At 50.4% G+C, this 16,455-nt stretch carries 1 protein-coding gene; it reads right to left on the bottom strand.

Going from position 1 to position 16,455, the window contains the following annotated elements:
• Positions 1-36: 36 nt before the first annotated feature.
• Positions 37-16,395 (bottom strand): hypothetical protein, encoded by a 16,359-nt coding sequence (locus FND36_09005; GenBank protein ID QDW74151.1) that lies wholly within the window; start codon positions 16,393-16,395, stop codon positions 37-39.
• Positions 16,396-16,455: the final 60 nt, after the last annotated feature.

A 16,455-nucleotide genomic window follows, 5' to 3' on the forward strand; every position in this document is an offset into this window, starting at 1 on the left:
AAGGCTACGTCTGGAATTTAAACGTCTGGAATTTAATTATTCTTCTTTCCGTCTCCTGCCCATCAGGATCAGGATAAACAATGCCGATACGCTCAGCGCCGCCAGTGCTCCTGGCAGATCTGCCGGATCTCCGGTCTTTACGTTTCCGCTTACCGCGGCCGCCGCGCTGTATTCGTTGGTGAATTCCGCGGCGTCGGTATTGCTGTTAAAGGTGCCGATCTTCTCGTATTTCACATCGGCTATGGTAAGAACGCCATCTGTGTCTTCTACTTCTACCGTCAGTCTCCAGATATGTTCATCGTAGGTGTATCCGGCTTCGTGGCCATCTGCCTCACGGATGTCAAACTGGTAGGTTCCTGCTTTGGCAAATGTGATCGGCGCAAACGCGGTCTGTCCCGCTCCTTCCACAGTTGCGGATGTGCTTCCTGCTGCCGCGCCTTTCGGATTACCTTCCAGCGCCTGCAATGTGAATTCAAATATCGCGTGGCTGGATGCAGAGTCTCCGGTCAGGTGCTTCACTACTTTGGGCGCGTATGCCGCCTCATCCGGCTGATAGTGGTTCTCAAAGTCCGCCGCGTCAGAGGTGATTCCATCCTGTCTGCTGTAGCTTATACTGTCTACGCCCAGAATATGTTCGGTATCCTTCACTACCACAGTCAGCGTCCAAACGCTTCCATCGTACTGGTAGCCGGTCAGCTTATCGTTGATCTCGGTAATGTCGAACCGGTAGCTTCCCGCCTGTTCAAAACGGATTTCTCCAAAGGAGGCTTCCCCGTTTCCGTTGATCGTAACCTTTGTCTCCTGCGGAAGAACGGCTCCCTCAGGATTGTCCTCCCTTGCTGTAAGCGCGAACCGGAACTGGGCGTCTTGGCCCTCCGGCACATCGCCGGTCACGGTTTTCGTCACCTCCGGGATATATCCGGTCTCTTTTACCTGGTAGTCATTGGTAAATGAAGCCTGTTCCTCGGAAGTCTCTCCAGCAACAGCCGCCCCATCCTTATCCAATTTTGTGTAGGTGTGGCTTACCACAGTCAGGAAGCCGCCCTGGTCTTCCACTGCCACTTCCAGATCCCAGGTGTGATCGTCGTAGTTATAGCCTAGGGCTGTCCCTTCCTTCTCCGCGATAGTAAAGTGATAGATTCCTTCTTTTTCAAACCGGATCTTTCCAAAGCTTCCGGTTCCCGCTCCTTGAACGGATGTTTCCGTATTCCCAAGAACCGCTCCGTCCTCTGGAGTCTGTGGTTCTTCCACATTCCGGTTTCTGGTCAGGGTAAAGATAAACGTCTGGTCTCCCGGCGTCCGGTCTCCGGTCAGCTTTTTCTCTACCTTAGGATCATAAAAGGCTTCTGTCGTACTATAGCTGTTGGTAAATACCGCGCTGTCCGGGTTTGCTCCCGTGTTGTCTGTCTTCACATACTGAACGCCATCTTTGGATATCTGAAGTTTTCCTCCCACATCTTCCACGGTTACTTTCAAGATCCAGGCGCTTTCATCATAGCCGTATCCTTGCTGGCCATCTTTTCGCTCCTTAATCTGGAACTCATAGGTTCCGGCATGGATAAACCGGATCTCTCCAAATTCGTCCTGCCCCTGGTCTGCGCTGCTGCCAGAGCTGTCTTCTGGCTTCAGTGTCACAGAGGCTTCCGTATCTGTTCCCAGTTCCGCCCCGTCTGCCGGTTTCCATCCGTCCTTTTTCGCGCTCAGTTCAAAGGTGAAACTTGCATCCTCTGGCCGCGCATCGCTGTCTGCGCTTATGTTCTTCACCACTTCTGGCGTAAACCGCGTCGGCTCTACCTCGTAGGTATTTGTAAATATGGCATGATCCTGGCTGTTGGTATCGCCCGTCCTGCTGTAAGTATGGCTCTTGATCACAAGCTGGCTGTTCTCGTCTTTTACCACTACCGTCAATGTCCAAGGTTTAGGATCATAGATATATCCCTTGGCATCCTCTTGTTTTTCCTCGATCTGGAATTCATAGGTTCCGGCCTTGGTAAAGGTGATGGCTCCAAATGGATCCGTGTCAGCCCTTCCCTCTCCGTCATTTCCTTCCACCGTCACCGCTGCTTCCCGGTCGTCTCCCGCAATGGTGAAACCATCTCCTGCTGGCGGCGTCAATGTAAAGCGGAAGGTCTGACTGCCAGTTTCCGGCCTTGCCTCTCCTGTGATCCTCTTAAGGACTTCCGGTGTAAACGGCACGGAATCTGTTGTCTCGTAGCCGTTGGTAAATGTGGCTGACGTTGGATCTGTCTCGCCTGCCCGTGTATAGGTATGATCCGTAACCGTAAGCTTACTATTCACATCCTCCACCTTCACCGTCAGCGTCCAAGGAACTTCATCGTAGCTATAACCCAGCTCGCCTTCTTTCGTCTCCCGGATGGTAAAGGTATAGGTGCCAGTCTTGGTAAAGGTGATGGCTCCAAACGCGTCTTCTCCTGCTGCCGCCGTGTCGCCTATTGGAACTGTATCCGTGGTTTCCTCTTTTCCAAGGGTAATGGCCGCTTCCTTGTCTGTTCCAAGAACGGCTCCATTTCCAGGATTGCTTCCCTGCTCAATGGTAAATCTAAAGGTTTTCTCTCCCGGTCTTGGATCGCCGGTCATCACCTTGGTCACTTTCGGCACGTAAGTGATGTCTGTCACCTGATAGCTGTTGGTAAATTCCGCCATAGCATTTGGTCCTGAGGCCGGCGTTCCGTTTTTATCTTGATAAGTTACTCGCTTCAAGCCTAACGCGCCGCCTTCATCCTGAATCTCTACCGTCAGCGTCCATGGTCCCTGCTTTTTGGTATCAAACTCATATCCTTCCGCCGTATCTCCGGTATCTGGAATCTCGGCAATGGTAAACTTATAAGTGCCTTCCTTCGTAAAACGGATATCTTCAAAGGTCGCTTCCCGTATACCATTATCTTTCTCATAGGTAACCGCCGCGCTTCCTTTTTCGATTGGTTTTCCCGTCTCATCGATGATCTGGAAACCTTCTGCGTCATTTCCGGTATCTGGCGTCAGTTCAAATGTAAAGGTCTTCTCTCCCGGAGGAATATCTCCTTCCAGGGTCTTTCTCACCTTTGGAGTAAAATCAAACGCCTCTGTCTTATAGGAATTCTCAAATATCGGTTTTGACGGCTTATCCGGTGTTGCCCGATAATATACCGGGGCTGAAGCTTTCAGGGTTCCTCCCTCGTCTGTTACCGTCACTTTTGCGTACCAGGACCGCTGGTCATAGTTCACGCCCGGCTCCCGGTCTGCTTCAGACGGGGTTACTTCTGTAATCTTAAAGTAATACTCCCCTGCGGCTGTGAAAGTGATCGTTCCAAACTCAGAAGTCGGCTCTGTTGCATCAAGTTGCTTGATCGTCACTGTCGCCTGATTTTCTTCCGTTGTCTCCGGCATGATCACGGAATCAGGTTTTGTTCCATCATAGCTCTGCTCAAAGGTAAAGGTCATGTCATGGGGCAGCTCATCTGCCAGATCACTGGTCATGGTTTTCGCCGCCTGGAGTTTTACCTTGGCATCCGATGGATCATAAGGATTGACGAAGGCTGCTTCAGTTCCATTCTCTACGCCTGTCTTAGAATAAATGGTGGATTCCCGCGTTAGGTTCCCTTTTCCATCGTCGGCGACTACTACCGTCAGCGTCCACTGACTCTTATCATATCCTTCAAATCCCGGCCTCCTAGGATCTGCTTCCGCAATGGTAAAGGTATAGGTTCCGGCTTTCTCAAAGGTGATCTTACCAAAGCTGTCAGTCACTGTTCCGGTTGTCGCACCCTTTCCTACCTTAATCTTGGCCTCGGTATCCGCCGGCATCTGGGCGCCATCGTCTGGTGTAAAGGTTCCTTTTGTCAACGTAAAATCAAAGGTCTGGTCTGCCGGCAGGGCATTGCCTGTCACCATCTTGGTAATACTCGGCGTGTAATCGATCGGCGTCGGTTTATATTCATTGGTAAATACTACGCCTCCCTGTGGGTAAGTTGGTGCCACATTCAAAGTTCCGTCTCCATTGTCACTTACCACTACCTCCACAGTAAAGGAGGCACCGTCATACTTCACACCTTCGCTGGCAGTCCCGCCGCCAACTTCTGTGACCGTATAGGTATGGGTTCCCTTATCCTCCAGGTCATAAAAGATTTCTGTAAATTCGATGGCCTTGGGGGTTCCATCCTCGGCTGGCCCCTGTACCTCTCCGGTGCTGACCACCTGAGTCTTCTCACCTATCGTCTCCGTTACCTGGAACTTGTATGTCTCTCCCGCTTCCATGGCTCTTCCCGTCAGGATCTTATTCCCTTCCGGTTTCCAGTTCTTTGAAGCTTGATATTCATTCCCGATCGTCAGCTCCTGCCCTGTGATCGGCTGATACCCTTCCTCTCCATTCGGTTCAAAATACTGAGTCTTTGTTACTTTCAGGCCGGTTCCCTCTTTCCACTCGGTAGTCACCTGCGCCTGGTAGGTCTTCAGATCATAGGTCACGCCCTGGTATGGGTTCTGGCCCTTAGCTTCTTCTGGAAGCAATTCTTTTATAAAGAAGGTATGGGTTCCTTCTCCCTTCAGCAGAACATCGTTAAAAGTAACGGTTCCATCCGCCCCATTTGTAACCCTTGTGATCTCACTGCCCTTCTCATCTTGAAGCAGGAAGGTAAATGCTCCTGCTGTCAGTTCTTTTCCGGTCAGACTCTTCTTCAGGGTCAGATCTGTTGTCACTGTACGGGCATTGGTCACTTCCACCTCATCTGTCACCACCATACTCTCGGTATCTGGAATACCCAAAAGCCATGCATTGGAGATTCCCTGGATCGGTGTAATGTTCTCGCCCTGCGCCGCCGCGCTGTCCAGGTCATAACCGGTCTTTGTCCCTGTCTCCTGGATGATATAAGCGCCAAACCACTTCAGGTCTTTCAGTTGTGCCGTTCCGTCTGCTCCAGTCGTTATCGTCTGTACATTCGCCGGGTTATCCTTCTCGTAATTCTTCAGTTCGTCCGCAGTCGCCGGAATCGCTGTTCCCTCATAGAACGGTCCATATACCTTGAAGGCTGCACCATCTACCGGAACTGTTTCCTTATCTTCCGCTGTCTTCGTAATCTTCAGATCCCGGTGCAGGATAAGTCCCAGGTCTTTGGTAGCGTCCCAATACGTACTGGGCCACAGGTAGAACCGCTCGGACCAGCCGTCCACATCACTTGCCGTAGAACCATTCTTCTTGCTGAAGTTGCTGTCTGTCTGCTCGTCAGATGGAATACTTTCTGGATTATGGGAAATCTTCTTTTTCTCTTCCAGTAATTGTTTTGTCAGCCCAAACTTTCCAACCGTCTCGCCCGTTCCTTTTGGAACCGTAGCCCAGATCTGATAGGTGGCTGGATCGCCTCCCTTTAAGTGATCTGGAAGGATTCCATTTAAGTCATGAGCGCTCTCTTGTGTACTGTCTTCCTTCAGCGCTCCCGTCAGCAGTCTGTCAAACTGGAACTTGCCTGTTGTCATCCAGGTAGAGTCTTCCTCTATATCCTGCCTATAATGGGTCCGGTTCGGTTCCTCATCATTGGTTCCCCGGTACTCATACAGATCGATCTCAACATTCTCCAGCATATTTTGGATGATCTTGTAGTCCTTTACATCTTCTATATACTCTCCTGTCTGCCGTATACCGTCTTCATTTTTATCGATCCAGATCCGGCCGCCCACTTTGGTCTCTGCCGGTGAAAGCGTTGCTGAAACACTGTTGGATCCCATACTGTATTCATTTTTCTGCACATTATAGTCTGCCGGATTCTTCCCTTCTTCTGCCAGCAGATTATACCAGTTATACTGGATGGCAAAGCTGTTGACCGCATTTTCATAGGAATAGCCTGCCAAAGCCTCTGGATCCAGTTCCTGTCCCCGGTTTACCTGGGCCGTATATTCGATCACCAGGCTGTCGCCGCTTTCCAGACAGATATTCCTTGGTGTCACAAGGATAAAAGCTTTGGTATCCCCGGTGGCCGCTCCATCGTGCCAGCCGCCTGGAATCGTATCATAAGCCGCCTCATCCACGTCTTCATATAAAGCCGCGAAAGCCGCGCTGTCCTGGATTTCTCCATCATAGAAATACAGCTTATACTGATCTTGCGTCACTGTCGTCTGGGTTCCGTCCTTCGCGATCTTCGTCACGGACTTGATCTCTCCAAAGTTCAAGGGCCACTGGCTTCCTCGATCCGTTCCTCCCGCAACCAGATCTCCATATCTTGGGAGAATATCGATTACTGCCATATCGGTACGGCCTTCCACTCCGGAAAGATTGCTTGCGGTCAATTGATAATAGACCGTCCCTCCGTTGCTGATATTCGCCAGATCGCTGCTGCTGTAGCTTCCAGTGGTTTCGCCTTCCGGAATATCCAGATCCCCATAGCTGGATTTGATCAGAGCCATATCCGAATCTGAATTCCAGGTAGCTCCCGCAGACGCCGCTACATATCCATAGTCACTCAAATTATTGATCAAGTCTTTTAACGTCTGCAGCCGGTCGTCGTCCAGGTCCCCTTTGACCTGATCCAGAGATCCCGGCCACTGGCCGTCTCCATTCTTAAAGGAGGCTGCCTGAGGATTCTCCTGACTCTCCTCTCCCCGTACATCGCTGGTCACAAAAGCATGGTTGATCAGGGAAGCTCCGTAGCGTACCACCGCCGGATCCGCTTTCACATCGATCTCAATGGTCACGCTCTCTCCTGGCTGAAGCTTGGCGTCTTCTCCCTCCTGACTGCTTGTAAGCCGGATGGTATGCGCCGTATTATCTCCCTCATGGGCATACTCCGGTGATAGGCCATCGATTCCTTCTACCGTATTCGCAAGCCGGATTCCCCCGTCATTGGTCCGATCCAGAGTAGCACCTTCAGGGAGAAGTTCTACCAGAACCGGATTCAGCATAGGAGCCTTCGCATCCGCCGCGTTGGTAATGGTCACTTGATAGGTGGCCGTTCCGTTGATCTTGACAGAGTTTGACATAGCTGTCTTCGTCACAGAAACCTTTGCCGTATCAATCTCTCCAAAAGTATTGGAGGCTTTCACAGGCTCCGTCTCTTTTGTAACAGCCTGTTTTGCCCGCTGGCCCTTTTCATCCCACGGCCGGTAGCTCAGACTGGCCTTTGCGGTGTTATCGATCCGGTCAATGGTCAGCGCCCCGTCAAACCCTTCCTGTTTATCCACATCCGCCGTGATCTTCACCGATCCTGGCTGGAAATTCTGTCCCAGGGCATAGCCGATGCCATCCTCATTTATAGTTTTCTGATAAAATCCCTCCGATCCATAAGAGATCTCTACGGATTTTGCCTTTCCAACTCCTGCCTTCAGGGTAACGGCCGCTCCATCTGTTCCCAGAGCTACTGTCTGCGTATCGATCGCCTGGCCGTTAAATCCTTTAAAAGTAACGGTAGCGGAAATACTGTTGGCAGCCACATCGTCCTTCAGGCCATACATGCTCACGTCATGGGAGGCTTTTCCCAGCTCCACTTTGCTGATGGAGTAGCGCTCCTTCAGATAATCGTCAAACGGAAGCTCTGTCGGATTCTTTTCCCCATTCCATGCGGACAATCCGCTGTCCGTCAGGATATAGCTGTCCAAAGCATAGGTATTTCCTCCGGCCTGCGGCGTCAGGGTATAGGTCAGGGTCTGGCCTCCTTCCATCAGACTGTCCAGAGTGCCGGTGCGGTCTGCCGTTTTTGTCACGGAAGGTACTGCCTTTCCCAGCACGTTTTTCAATTCGATGACCTGTTCGCTGGTGTCGCCCCGCTGGATCTTACGGACGGCGTACCATACCACCCGGTTATCTTCCTTGATGATGGAATCATAAGCGCCGCTCTTTCCTTCCACGGCGGTCTCCACCACCAGATAAGTCTTCCCAGACTCTGCTCTTCCAAGCATAGGCTCTGTCGTTTTATCCGCATAACTGGTATTCCCCGCGTCTCCGGCGGTCTTTACATCTGTCGCCAGAACCTTGTCATCTTCAACCGCCTTCGCAATCACTTTTTCCAGTGCTTCTTCGTCCAGTTTTTCCGGTGTCTCTTCCGGCACCTCATATACGGAAACGGTGGATATCGGCACCACGGATGCGCCGCTTACATCCTGTTTCTGGATCCGCAGGGATACATACGGCTCATTATAGGCATGGTAGGTATAGGTTTTCCCCGCTTCCAGCACATCCTGGTCGTTTAGCAGATAGATGGTATTGCCGCCCACTTCTTCTGTAGTAAGGGCTGGTCCATCACTGCCCGCGGTTACCGGGTAGATTCCTTCCAAACCTTTATAGTCTGTCATCCGCGATGTCTCCGCGATCGCATATCTGCTGTTTCCAGGCAGTGTGATATGGAGTTCTCCATTCCCGTCTGTGGTATAGATCTGCTGCAGCGGGGTCCAGTTTCCATCCTCCGTCTGGTTATAAATCTGGAAAGCGATTTCCTTCATAGGTGCTTTCGTCCCCGCTTCCGGCACATTATCATATTTGATCAGATCAATATGGGTCCCCTCATAGTTGGGGATCACAAGGTCACCTTTTGCTTCCGGATTCCAGCCTGCTGCCCAGTCTTTCTCATAGCGCAGGTCATCCCCTGGCTTCAGCGTGATCTGCTCGGCAGGCGTCTGCTCCAATACGTACTTATCCGGCGCTTTGGTCTCCCGAATCTGGAAGGTTCCGGGCTGACCATCCTTCAGGCGGATCCGCACTGTATACTCTCCTTTTTGCTCTCCTTGTGTCCCATAAGTCCACTTTAGCCGCGCATCGTCCACCTTCGCCCAAGTTCCGGAAGTCTCCTGTTCATAAACGTCAAACAAGGCTCCCGTCAGAGGCGCTTTCGTCTCTCCATCGATCTTCAGGAAGGTAGCCTGGGCATACAGATATTGGTTGACCGCGGTTGCTGACACCTGGTAGTCTGCCGTTACGGCCGCGTCACCATCTGGAATCGCAAGGGCATATAGGGTTCTTCCTTCCGAAGGAGTAACCGGCGTTAACGAAGTTCCGTCAGCCAGACTTATGCCATCCAGCGCAAAGTTCTCTCCATCCAGGCCTGCTTCTTCCAGATAATAGGTCTGGCCCTGGGACAGTCCAAAGATCTTGCCTGATCCTGTGGTCTGGCCTTTTTGAACGGTGATCTTTGCTTCTCCGGCTTTCTTCGTTCCAGCCGCATCTTTATACAGAATAAACTGGAATTCATGATCCTCCGTCAGATCCAATCCCTCGGTTTTCTTCGTAATAGTCAGATCCACCAGCTTCCGGTTTTCGAAGGTCACTTCCGCTTTCGCGCCGGCGCCTTCTCCTGTTCCGGTTACTGTGGTCACCTTCTCACCGCCATAGGTCACGGAAGTAATCTTAAGCCCGCCTGTCAGGGCGATCAGCTTTGCTGCTGCCTCAGTCTTTTCATAGCCTTCCGGCGGATCGGTCTCTGTGATCCGGTACAATCCCGGCTTCTGCCCGGTCAATGTGAAAGTTCCATCTTCGCCTGTTTCCTTAGCGTCCTCCACTGGCTCCCAGGTTCCGTCTGTCATTGCCACATCTCCGGAAAGCCCTGAGAACGCCTGATACTCTACCTGGAACTTGGCTCCCTTCAATGCTTTTTCATGATCCTGTTCATCCACCTTCTTGACCGTCAATGCTACGGGAAGCGGATTTTGCGCCGTCAGTTCCAGGCTGTCGACACCGTAAGAAGCCAAGTCATAGATTGCCGTGATGACAGTATCTCCATCCTTTCTCGCCGTGGTATAGCCAAGCTGAATCCCATCTGTGGGGAATTTGCCAAGTCCTTTGTATGCCTCGTCTTTATAGGTCTCCTGGAACCATTGCGCGAAATAATCCTGGATGATACCGCTTCCGCTCTCAGACAGCTTATAGGTTCCGCTTACAATGTTCTCTATCTCAGCAGTCCCGTCATTTCCTGTCGCCTGACTGGAAACCCTCGTGCCTCCCTTCACCGGGGTCAGCGTAAAGACAGCGCCCGCCAAAGGATTGCCGTCTATATCCGTCTTTTTGATCTTCATGGACTGCTTCGCCGGATTGTACATGCTAAGGGTTACGTTTTCATTTACTACAGAAAATTCCAATCCCTGATCACCGGTATAAATATTCTCATAACCAGGGTCTCCTGTAACCTCCTGGATACGGTAATCCCCTACCATCAGCCCCTTAGGGAAGGAGAAGATCCCGTTTTCTGTAGCAAATTCCGCGTCTGAAGGCGCATCTGCCCATCCCAGTTTCTCATAGTCGTAATTCTGCCACTTTCCGTCCGCCGTCTTCCTCTGCAGCCGCATGGTGATTTTGAGAGGCGTCCTTTGATCCTGGGCGGCGGCAAAGTAGGTATCCAGTTCCTGGGAAGTCTTATTCAGGGTTCCGTCTGTCCCCTCCGGATCGATTCCCTTCTTTGGCGTATAGCCGTATTTCTGAAGGGTTACCGCAAAGTTATCCTGAGGCTCGTTGACCAGGCGGTACTGCTTGCCGTTGCCTTCAATGCCTTTGATCAGCTCTAATTTCGTCCCGGTTCCGTCTTCCGATTTCACTTCTTTATAAGCCGCGGCCGGCCACTCATTTGTGGGCTGGGTACTTGCCAGGGGCTGATCTCCCTCTGCCTCTGTCACATAATAGACATCGTTAAAGGTATTGGAACTCTGCCCTTCTGGTGTGTCCGCAAAGCACAGCAGCATATGATGGACGCCTGTATCCTCTTTATAGCCGCCGGGCGCGGAGGTTTCTTCCAAAGAAACACGGGCATAACCGATGTCATCCTTCATCCAGATGATATTATCGTCTCCCAGGTTCTCTTGGTTTCCATACTTATCGAAAAGGGTGTCCCACCGGAAAGACTCGGAAGCCGCCCAGGCTTTCAGTTTTCCTTCTTCGGTCTCATCGGTATTATCCAGTCCCGTGGTCAGTACGTCCAGTTTTTCAATATGGTTTCCATTCTTGTCTACCAGCCACAGGTCGAACTTGACATTGCCGAGGGGCTGATAGCCGCTCTTACTGTCCGCCCATTTTGCAATGCGGACAGAAGCATAACGGAGATTCCCTTCCCCATCCGCGTCCAGATTTTCTACTTCTTGATAGGTAACGGAATTTTTCGTATAGTCCACTTCTGTCGTGCACTGGAACTGTCCATCATTTCCCTGATTGCTGGCGTTGGTATATGTGCTGCCCTCTGGCCTAAAGAGGATGATCCGGTTTCCTTCCTTGATCTCAGAACCTGGTCCCGCCTCTGTCTCAACCAGCCAGTACACCACATTATCTCCCGCTTTCAGGATGTCGGTGGCAAACAAGCCTTCCTGCCGGATCCCATCATCATCATAGAAGGTGCCGCTACTGTAGCTTCCAATCTCTGTGTACTGGTCAAGATTTTTTTCGTCAAAGGTCAGTTCCGTTTCATTCCCTTCCACCACCTGCTGATAAAGGGTGAATTTGGCGTGGTCCACCGCAACTTCTTGTTGAGGGTCTAAATCATCTTCCGTCTTCCATTTATAAATCTGAAGCTGCGCCCAGTTCTCCACGTTGGTCATGGTCTCGGAGATTGTTCCCTGAGGATTTTGGGCATCTGTGTTGGCAGGTTTTTCTACATAGTAGACCTGTGCTGCCTCTTCTGCTGTAAGTGTTTTTGGCACACCCTCGGGATGCAATTCATCCAGATATTTCTTGTCCCCCTGAATCGGTTCCAGATAAGCATAGGCCGGGTCTTCCGGTACGCTCACCTCTACGGCAATATAGTGATCCTCCTGGGTCAGTCCGGTGAAGCTCACCGTTCCCAGCTCGTCTGTTACCATTGTGTCTACCAGCTCATAGCTTCCATCCTTCAGCTCTTTATAGAGGGCAATGGTGGTTCCCGGAAGCTTATATTCCTTATGGGTAAACTGATGCTCCCACACATTATAGTATTCCTTGGTGATATTGAAGCTGACCTTGGGCTGATCCACAATGGTAAGAGGACCCCCATCCGTTCCGCTTGTTACCGTCTTCCCAGGAGTCAATGTAAAGGAAAGTTCCGTCTCACTGAGATAATAGTCATCCGGCGCTTTGGTCTCTTTTACAAAGTAAGTGTAGGGCTGGCCATTTTCGTCATAAATAGGAAGCTCTTCAAAAATCGCGGTTCCGTCCCCACCTGTCTGTACCGTCAGCGGATTTCCACCTGCTCCAAGATGGATGATTCCCCCATCTGCTCCTTTCCGGTAGATCTCCAGGGTCGCCCCTGACAGTCCTTTCTTGGTATCTGCCGCCGTCTTCGTGATCTTGGCAGCGCCCAGTTCGGAAAGATTCACAATGGGACCCAGCGTCTGTGTTTCTCCATTTTCATCCGCATTTACCGTATAGGGGCCAAAATAGAAGCTGCCTTCCTCCACTTCCCCTTTGCCCGTATATAGATTTGGATATTTGGACGGATCCAGAACTCCGTCCGGATTCCCAGTTGGAACCATTTCCTTCAGATAGTAAGTTCCTGGAGGAAGCATTTTTTCCTGTCCTGGAGTCAATTCCAGGTTGGTCTTCTCGTCATAGTCCTTCACCTCTTTAAAGGTACCGTCCTCTTTTGTATATACCTGGAAGGTGACATTCGTAAGACTTGTCTTATTTCCGTTTGCCCCCTGGATCTGTTTCAGCACTTTTACGGTAGGATCCGGCTCGTTTTCCAAAGTACGCTCTCTTACAAGAACCTTTTCGGTATCGGTGACGTTTTCCTGCGTAAGGTCAATCTCAATGTTTCCTGTCACGTATTCATAGCCCTGGGGCTTCACGGTCTCCCGGATCACATACTGATATCCCGTCTCTAGAAGAGAGACTGTCCCGTCTTTCGCCACTTCCACATCCTTATAGACAGGCTGGGGCTCTTCGGTTCCTGTTGCCGGATCGATCCGGTAAATGCTGTACTTTGCGCCCGGCACAAATTCTCCGGTGTGGGAGTTTTCTTTTTTGATCCTTACCGGAACTTTCTGTTCTACATTGACGGCGCTGATGGTCTGGGCAAGGACGATCTCCCCTGGGGATCCATCGCTGGTTTCTCCTTTAAAGTTAAAGGGTCCCAGCGCCTCCACTGTCTGCGTGTTTCCTGTCGTCCCTACCTGGATCGGCTCTGCGCCCATCAGATCATAGCCGGCGTTTCCAGTCTCGGCCCAGTAGTAATAATAAGTCTTTTGTGCTGCGGATTCTCTTGGCAGATCCCGGACCTCCAGCTTCCCGTTTTCCGTTGTATAAGTTCCAGTCGTATACGGAAGGATAGGGCCAGCTTCTCCTTCCTGCTGATACAGGATGAAGGTACCTTCCTTGGATGTGTCGGGAATGAGAGCGCCGTTATTGGTCATATTCTGGAATGTCTTCGTTAAGGAGAAGCTGCCATTCCGAGTATTCTTCATAGTAGTAATATATTTCCCATCGCCGCCATTTTCCGCATCTAGTTCTTTTGTCAGAGTAAATGCTTCACTATAGACAATGCCATCCTTTTCGTTTACGGCATGCCACCCCTCTGGAAGCGTCTCCTTGAAGCGGTATGTAATCGTCTTCCCATTCTCATCGTAAACAGGCAGGCTCCTTACGATGGTTCCCTGAACCGTTAAGCCAAGTCCAGTTTCTACATCTGTCCAGTCTGATCCTTCTGTCTTACTCTGCAGCGTAAAGGCTCCGTTAAACTCCTGGTAGTTACTGGAATCTACATCTTTATCTTGATTCTCCGTATAGTTGAAGTATTGTTTCTGGAGTGTCACCTGAACGCTATTGTACAGATTGTTCAGTTCTTCTGTCGCATCTGGATTGTTCTGGTCGATCGTTACCGGGATCAGATCTTTCGCGATCTCATAGCCATCCGGAGCGCTTACTTCCTTGAGATAGTAAGTTCCATAAGGAAGGCGCCCAAAGGTATAATTCCCGTTCACATCTGTAGAACCAGAAGCATAAGGCTGATCCGTTTCTCCTGGCTTATCTGTCGTATATAATTCATACGTTACGCCCTGAAGACCGGCATCTGTAACACCGTCTCTGGTTCCCGTCTTATGGATCTTAATACTTCCCAGAATTTCTTTGTTATAAAAGCCGGTCGTCGCCGGAGTTCCCAGTGCGGCTGTCACTTCCCGTTTATCCGCGTTCTCACCTGCGTTGTCCTGCGCAGTGATCTTAGCTGTATTTTTAGGCAGGCCGGTCTCCTCTACCTGGTACGTCCCCGGATTGAGGTAGACAGTCACTTCTCCGTTTGCTTTCGTCCCATCGCTGTTTCCATTGGGATCGATGGATACCGTATTTCCCTCAAGCTTTTTATATACTCCATTTTCTAAGATATATAAGTCCGCCTGCTTTCCTTCTTGAGTTGTGACCGCAAAAGTGGCCGGTCCGCTGACAGGAGTGTTCTCTTTTGTATACAAAGAACCATCAATATATTTCTGAATGGTCAGCTTGGCCGGTTCTGTCACATCCCCGACTTTGCCGGAAACTGTCGCACTATCTCGCCTCTCTGTCTGGCCTTTCAGCTGATAAGTCAAGTCTGCCGTATTCTTGACATCCAACTTGGACTGATCTGTTTCATAATATTCAGAAATGAAAGCTTTCGCATCATACACTGCCTCCACCCGATAGGTAGACAGATAGGGAGCCTCCACAGGTGTATCTGGATTTGAATCCGTATCTGTAGTCACTCTCTTCATCCGGATTGGTACATTTTGAACAACATTTCCATTTTCCACCGTAATGGTTGTCTGATCTCCGAATTGGGGCGTGATCCTAATCGTTTGCGGGGTCAATGGATTCCCTTCTTTATCCGAAACCGTCAAAGTCTCCTTCAGAGAAATCGTATTCACCTCAAAAGGAGAACGTCCATGGACATTGTAGGCGCTTTCATCGGTTAAGACTTTCCCGTTCTCATCCACCAGACCAACTGTCAGTTCATATGGAACCGTCACAGTGCTGCCGTCCTCGGCAAATTCCACTTCACTCTCCTGGAATCTTTTTTCAATCCCCCACTGGTCGTCGGAAGCCGCGGTTAAAGAATCCAGCTTGCTTACTGTATTGACATCATCCGTATAAGTCCCTACTGACTGATCGTCCTGGGAACGGTCTAACACATCAAAACTGGTATGTAAAGAAGCGCAGCTTTCATCAAATTTGTAAGCTTTCCCGATTGCGACCGCTCCATTATCCTCCACCAACAGATTCAGAAGAAATGACTGGCTGGTATCTGTGGCAGCGCTGATCTTATCATTTTCTAATGTAAGGATCCAATTTCCAGAACCTTCTGGCGTCTCCGCCACGCTTTTGATCCCTGCCAGGTCGCCCTCATCCGTATCTATGATTTTAATTCCTTGGGGCAGCTTGATCTGGATCGTCGTACTATTATAGGTATCAAAAATCCGTTCATGGATCTCGCTGTAATTAAAAGTAGGCGCCGTAAACAGATGATAATTAACCCTTAAGGTCAGAACATCCCCCGCCTTGACCGTATTTCCAAGACTGTCATACCGGTTAACGAAAATCTCTCCCACTGCTGTGGGATTTTGGGCATTTGGTCCATAGTAGTCATCTGCCATATCTTTTACGGAATCGTATGCTCTGTTATCTGCATTTGGGGCAGATTGCTTTTGCGCCTTCTCCTTCTGTCCCTCATCAGACTTTGACGCATCTGCTTTTGATCCGTCTGTCTTATCTGTCTCTTCCTTCTTGGGCTCGCTTACGCTCACCGCGTACAGGCTGAAGTGATCCGTCAGGAAAGTATAATATCCTTCTGTATCCTCAGCCTCCCTTTCCATATAAGTGACTAATCCGTTATCATCAATATACCAGGCATGAAGCTGGCCGCTCCAGTCCTCCGGCACAGGGAGTTTCACTTCAATTTTCCCATCCGGCTGGCTTCCTCCCAGGTCAATATCATAAAAAGCGATCCGGTCCTGCATGAGGCCTTCTTGGGCAAGCTTGTCCGTGATGGTTTTCTCTGCCGCCTCCGGGTAATCCTTTTCCTCTGCCTTCTTCTCTTCTGCCTCAAGCTTCACATTCTCCGGAAGCTGACTCGACAAATAGACCAGTTTCACGCCGCTTTCCTGATCGGTAAGCGTCTTCTCCTGATCTGTTTCACTGGCAGAATCGTTTTGTTTCCGCCCCTCGTTGGAGTCTGTATCGGTCTTCGGCGTCTGGCTGCCATTTTCCGGTGTTCCCCCATTGTCTTTTGTCTCGCCGGCCGACGAAGTTCCCTTATTTTTATCCTGGCCAGAATCTGTATCTGCTCCAGAACTATCCGTTCCGGCAGACTCCGTATCTGATGCCTCCGCTTCCTGACCGGATGGCTGAGTCTCTTTGCCAGAATCATTCTCTCCAGCCGCTCCTTCCTCAAACAAACTTTGTACAGTGTCTGCCGCAGATGCCATGCTTTGACTTGTTATCAGCATAGCTGCCGCCAGAAGGATCGCAAGAAATCTTGTCCATGGTTTCCCTCTCTTCATACGTTGCCCTCCTCTTTCTATGATAATTTTCAACAGGTCTGTTTCTGACCAATTCTTGCA

Source organism: Lachnospiraceae bacterium KGMB03038 (assembly GCA_007361935.1).
In the GTDB taxonomy this organism is placed as follows: domain Bacteria; phylum Bacillota; class Clostridia; order Lachnospirales; family Lachnospiraceae; genus Massilistercora.

Excerpts from the sequence above, each read along its gene's own strand:
- FND36_09005 (QDW74151.1), bottom strand. The coding sequence starts at position 16,395 with ATGAAGAGAGGGAAACCATGGACAAGATTTCTTGCGATCCTTCTGGCG.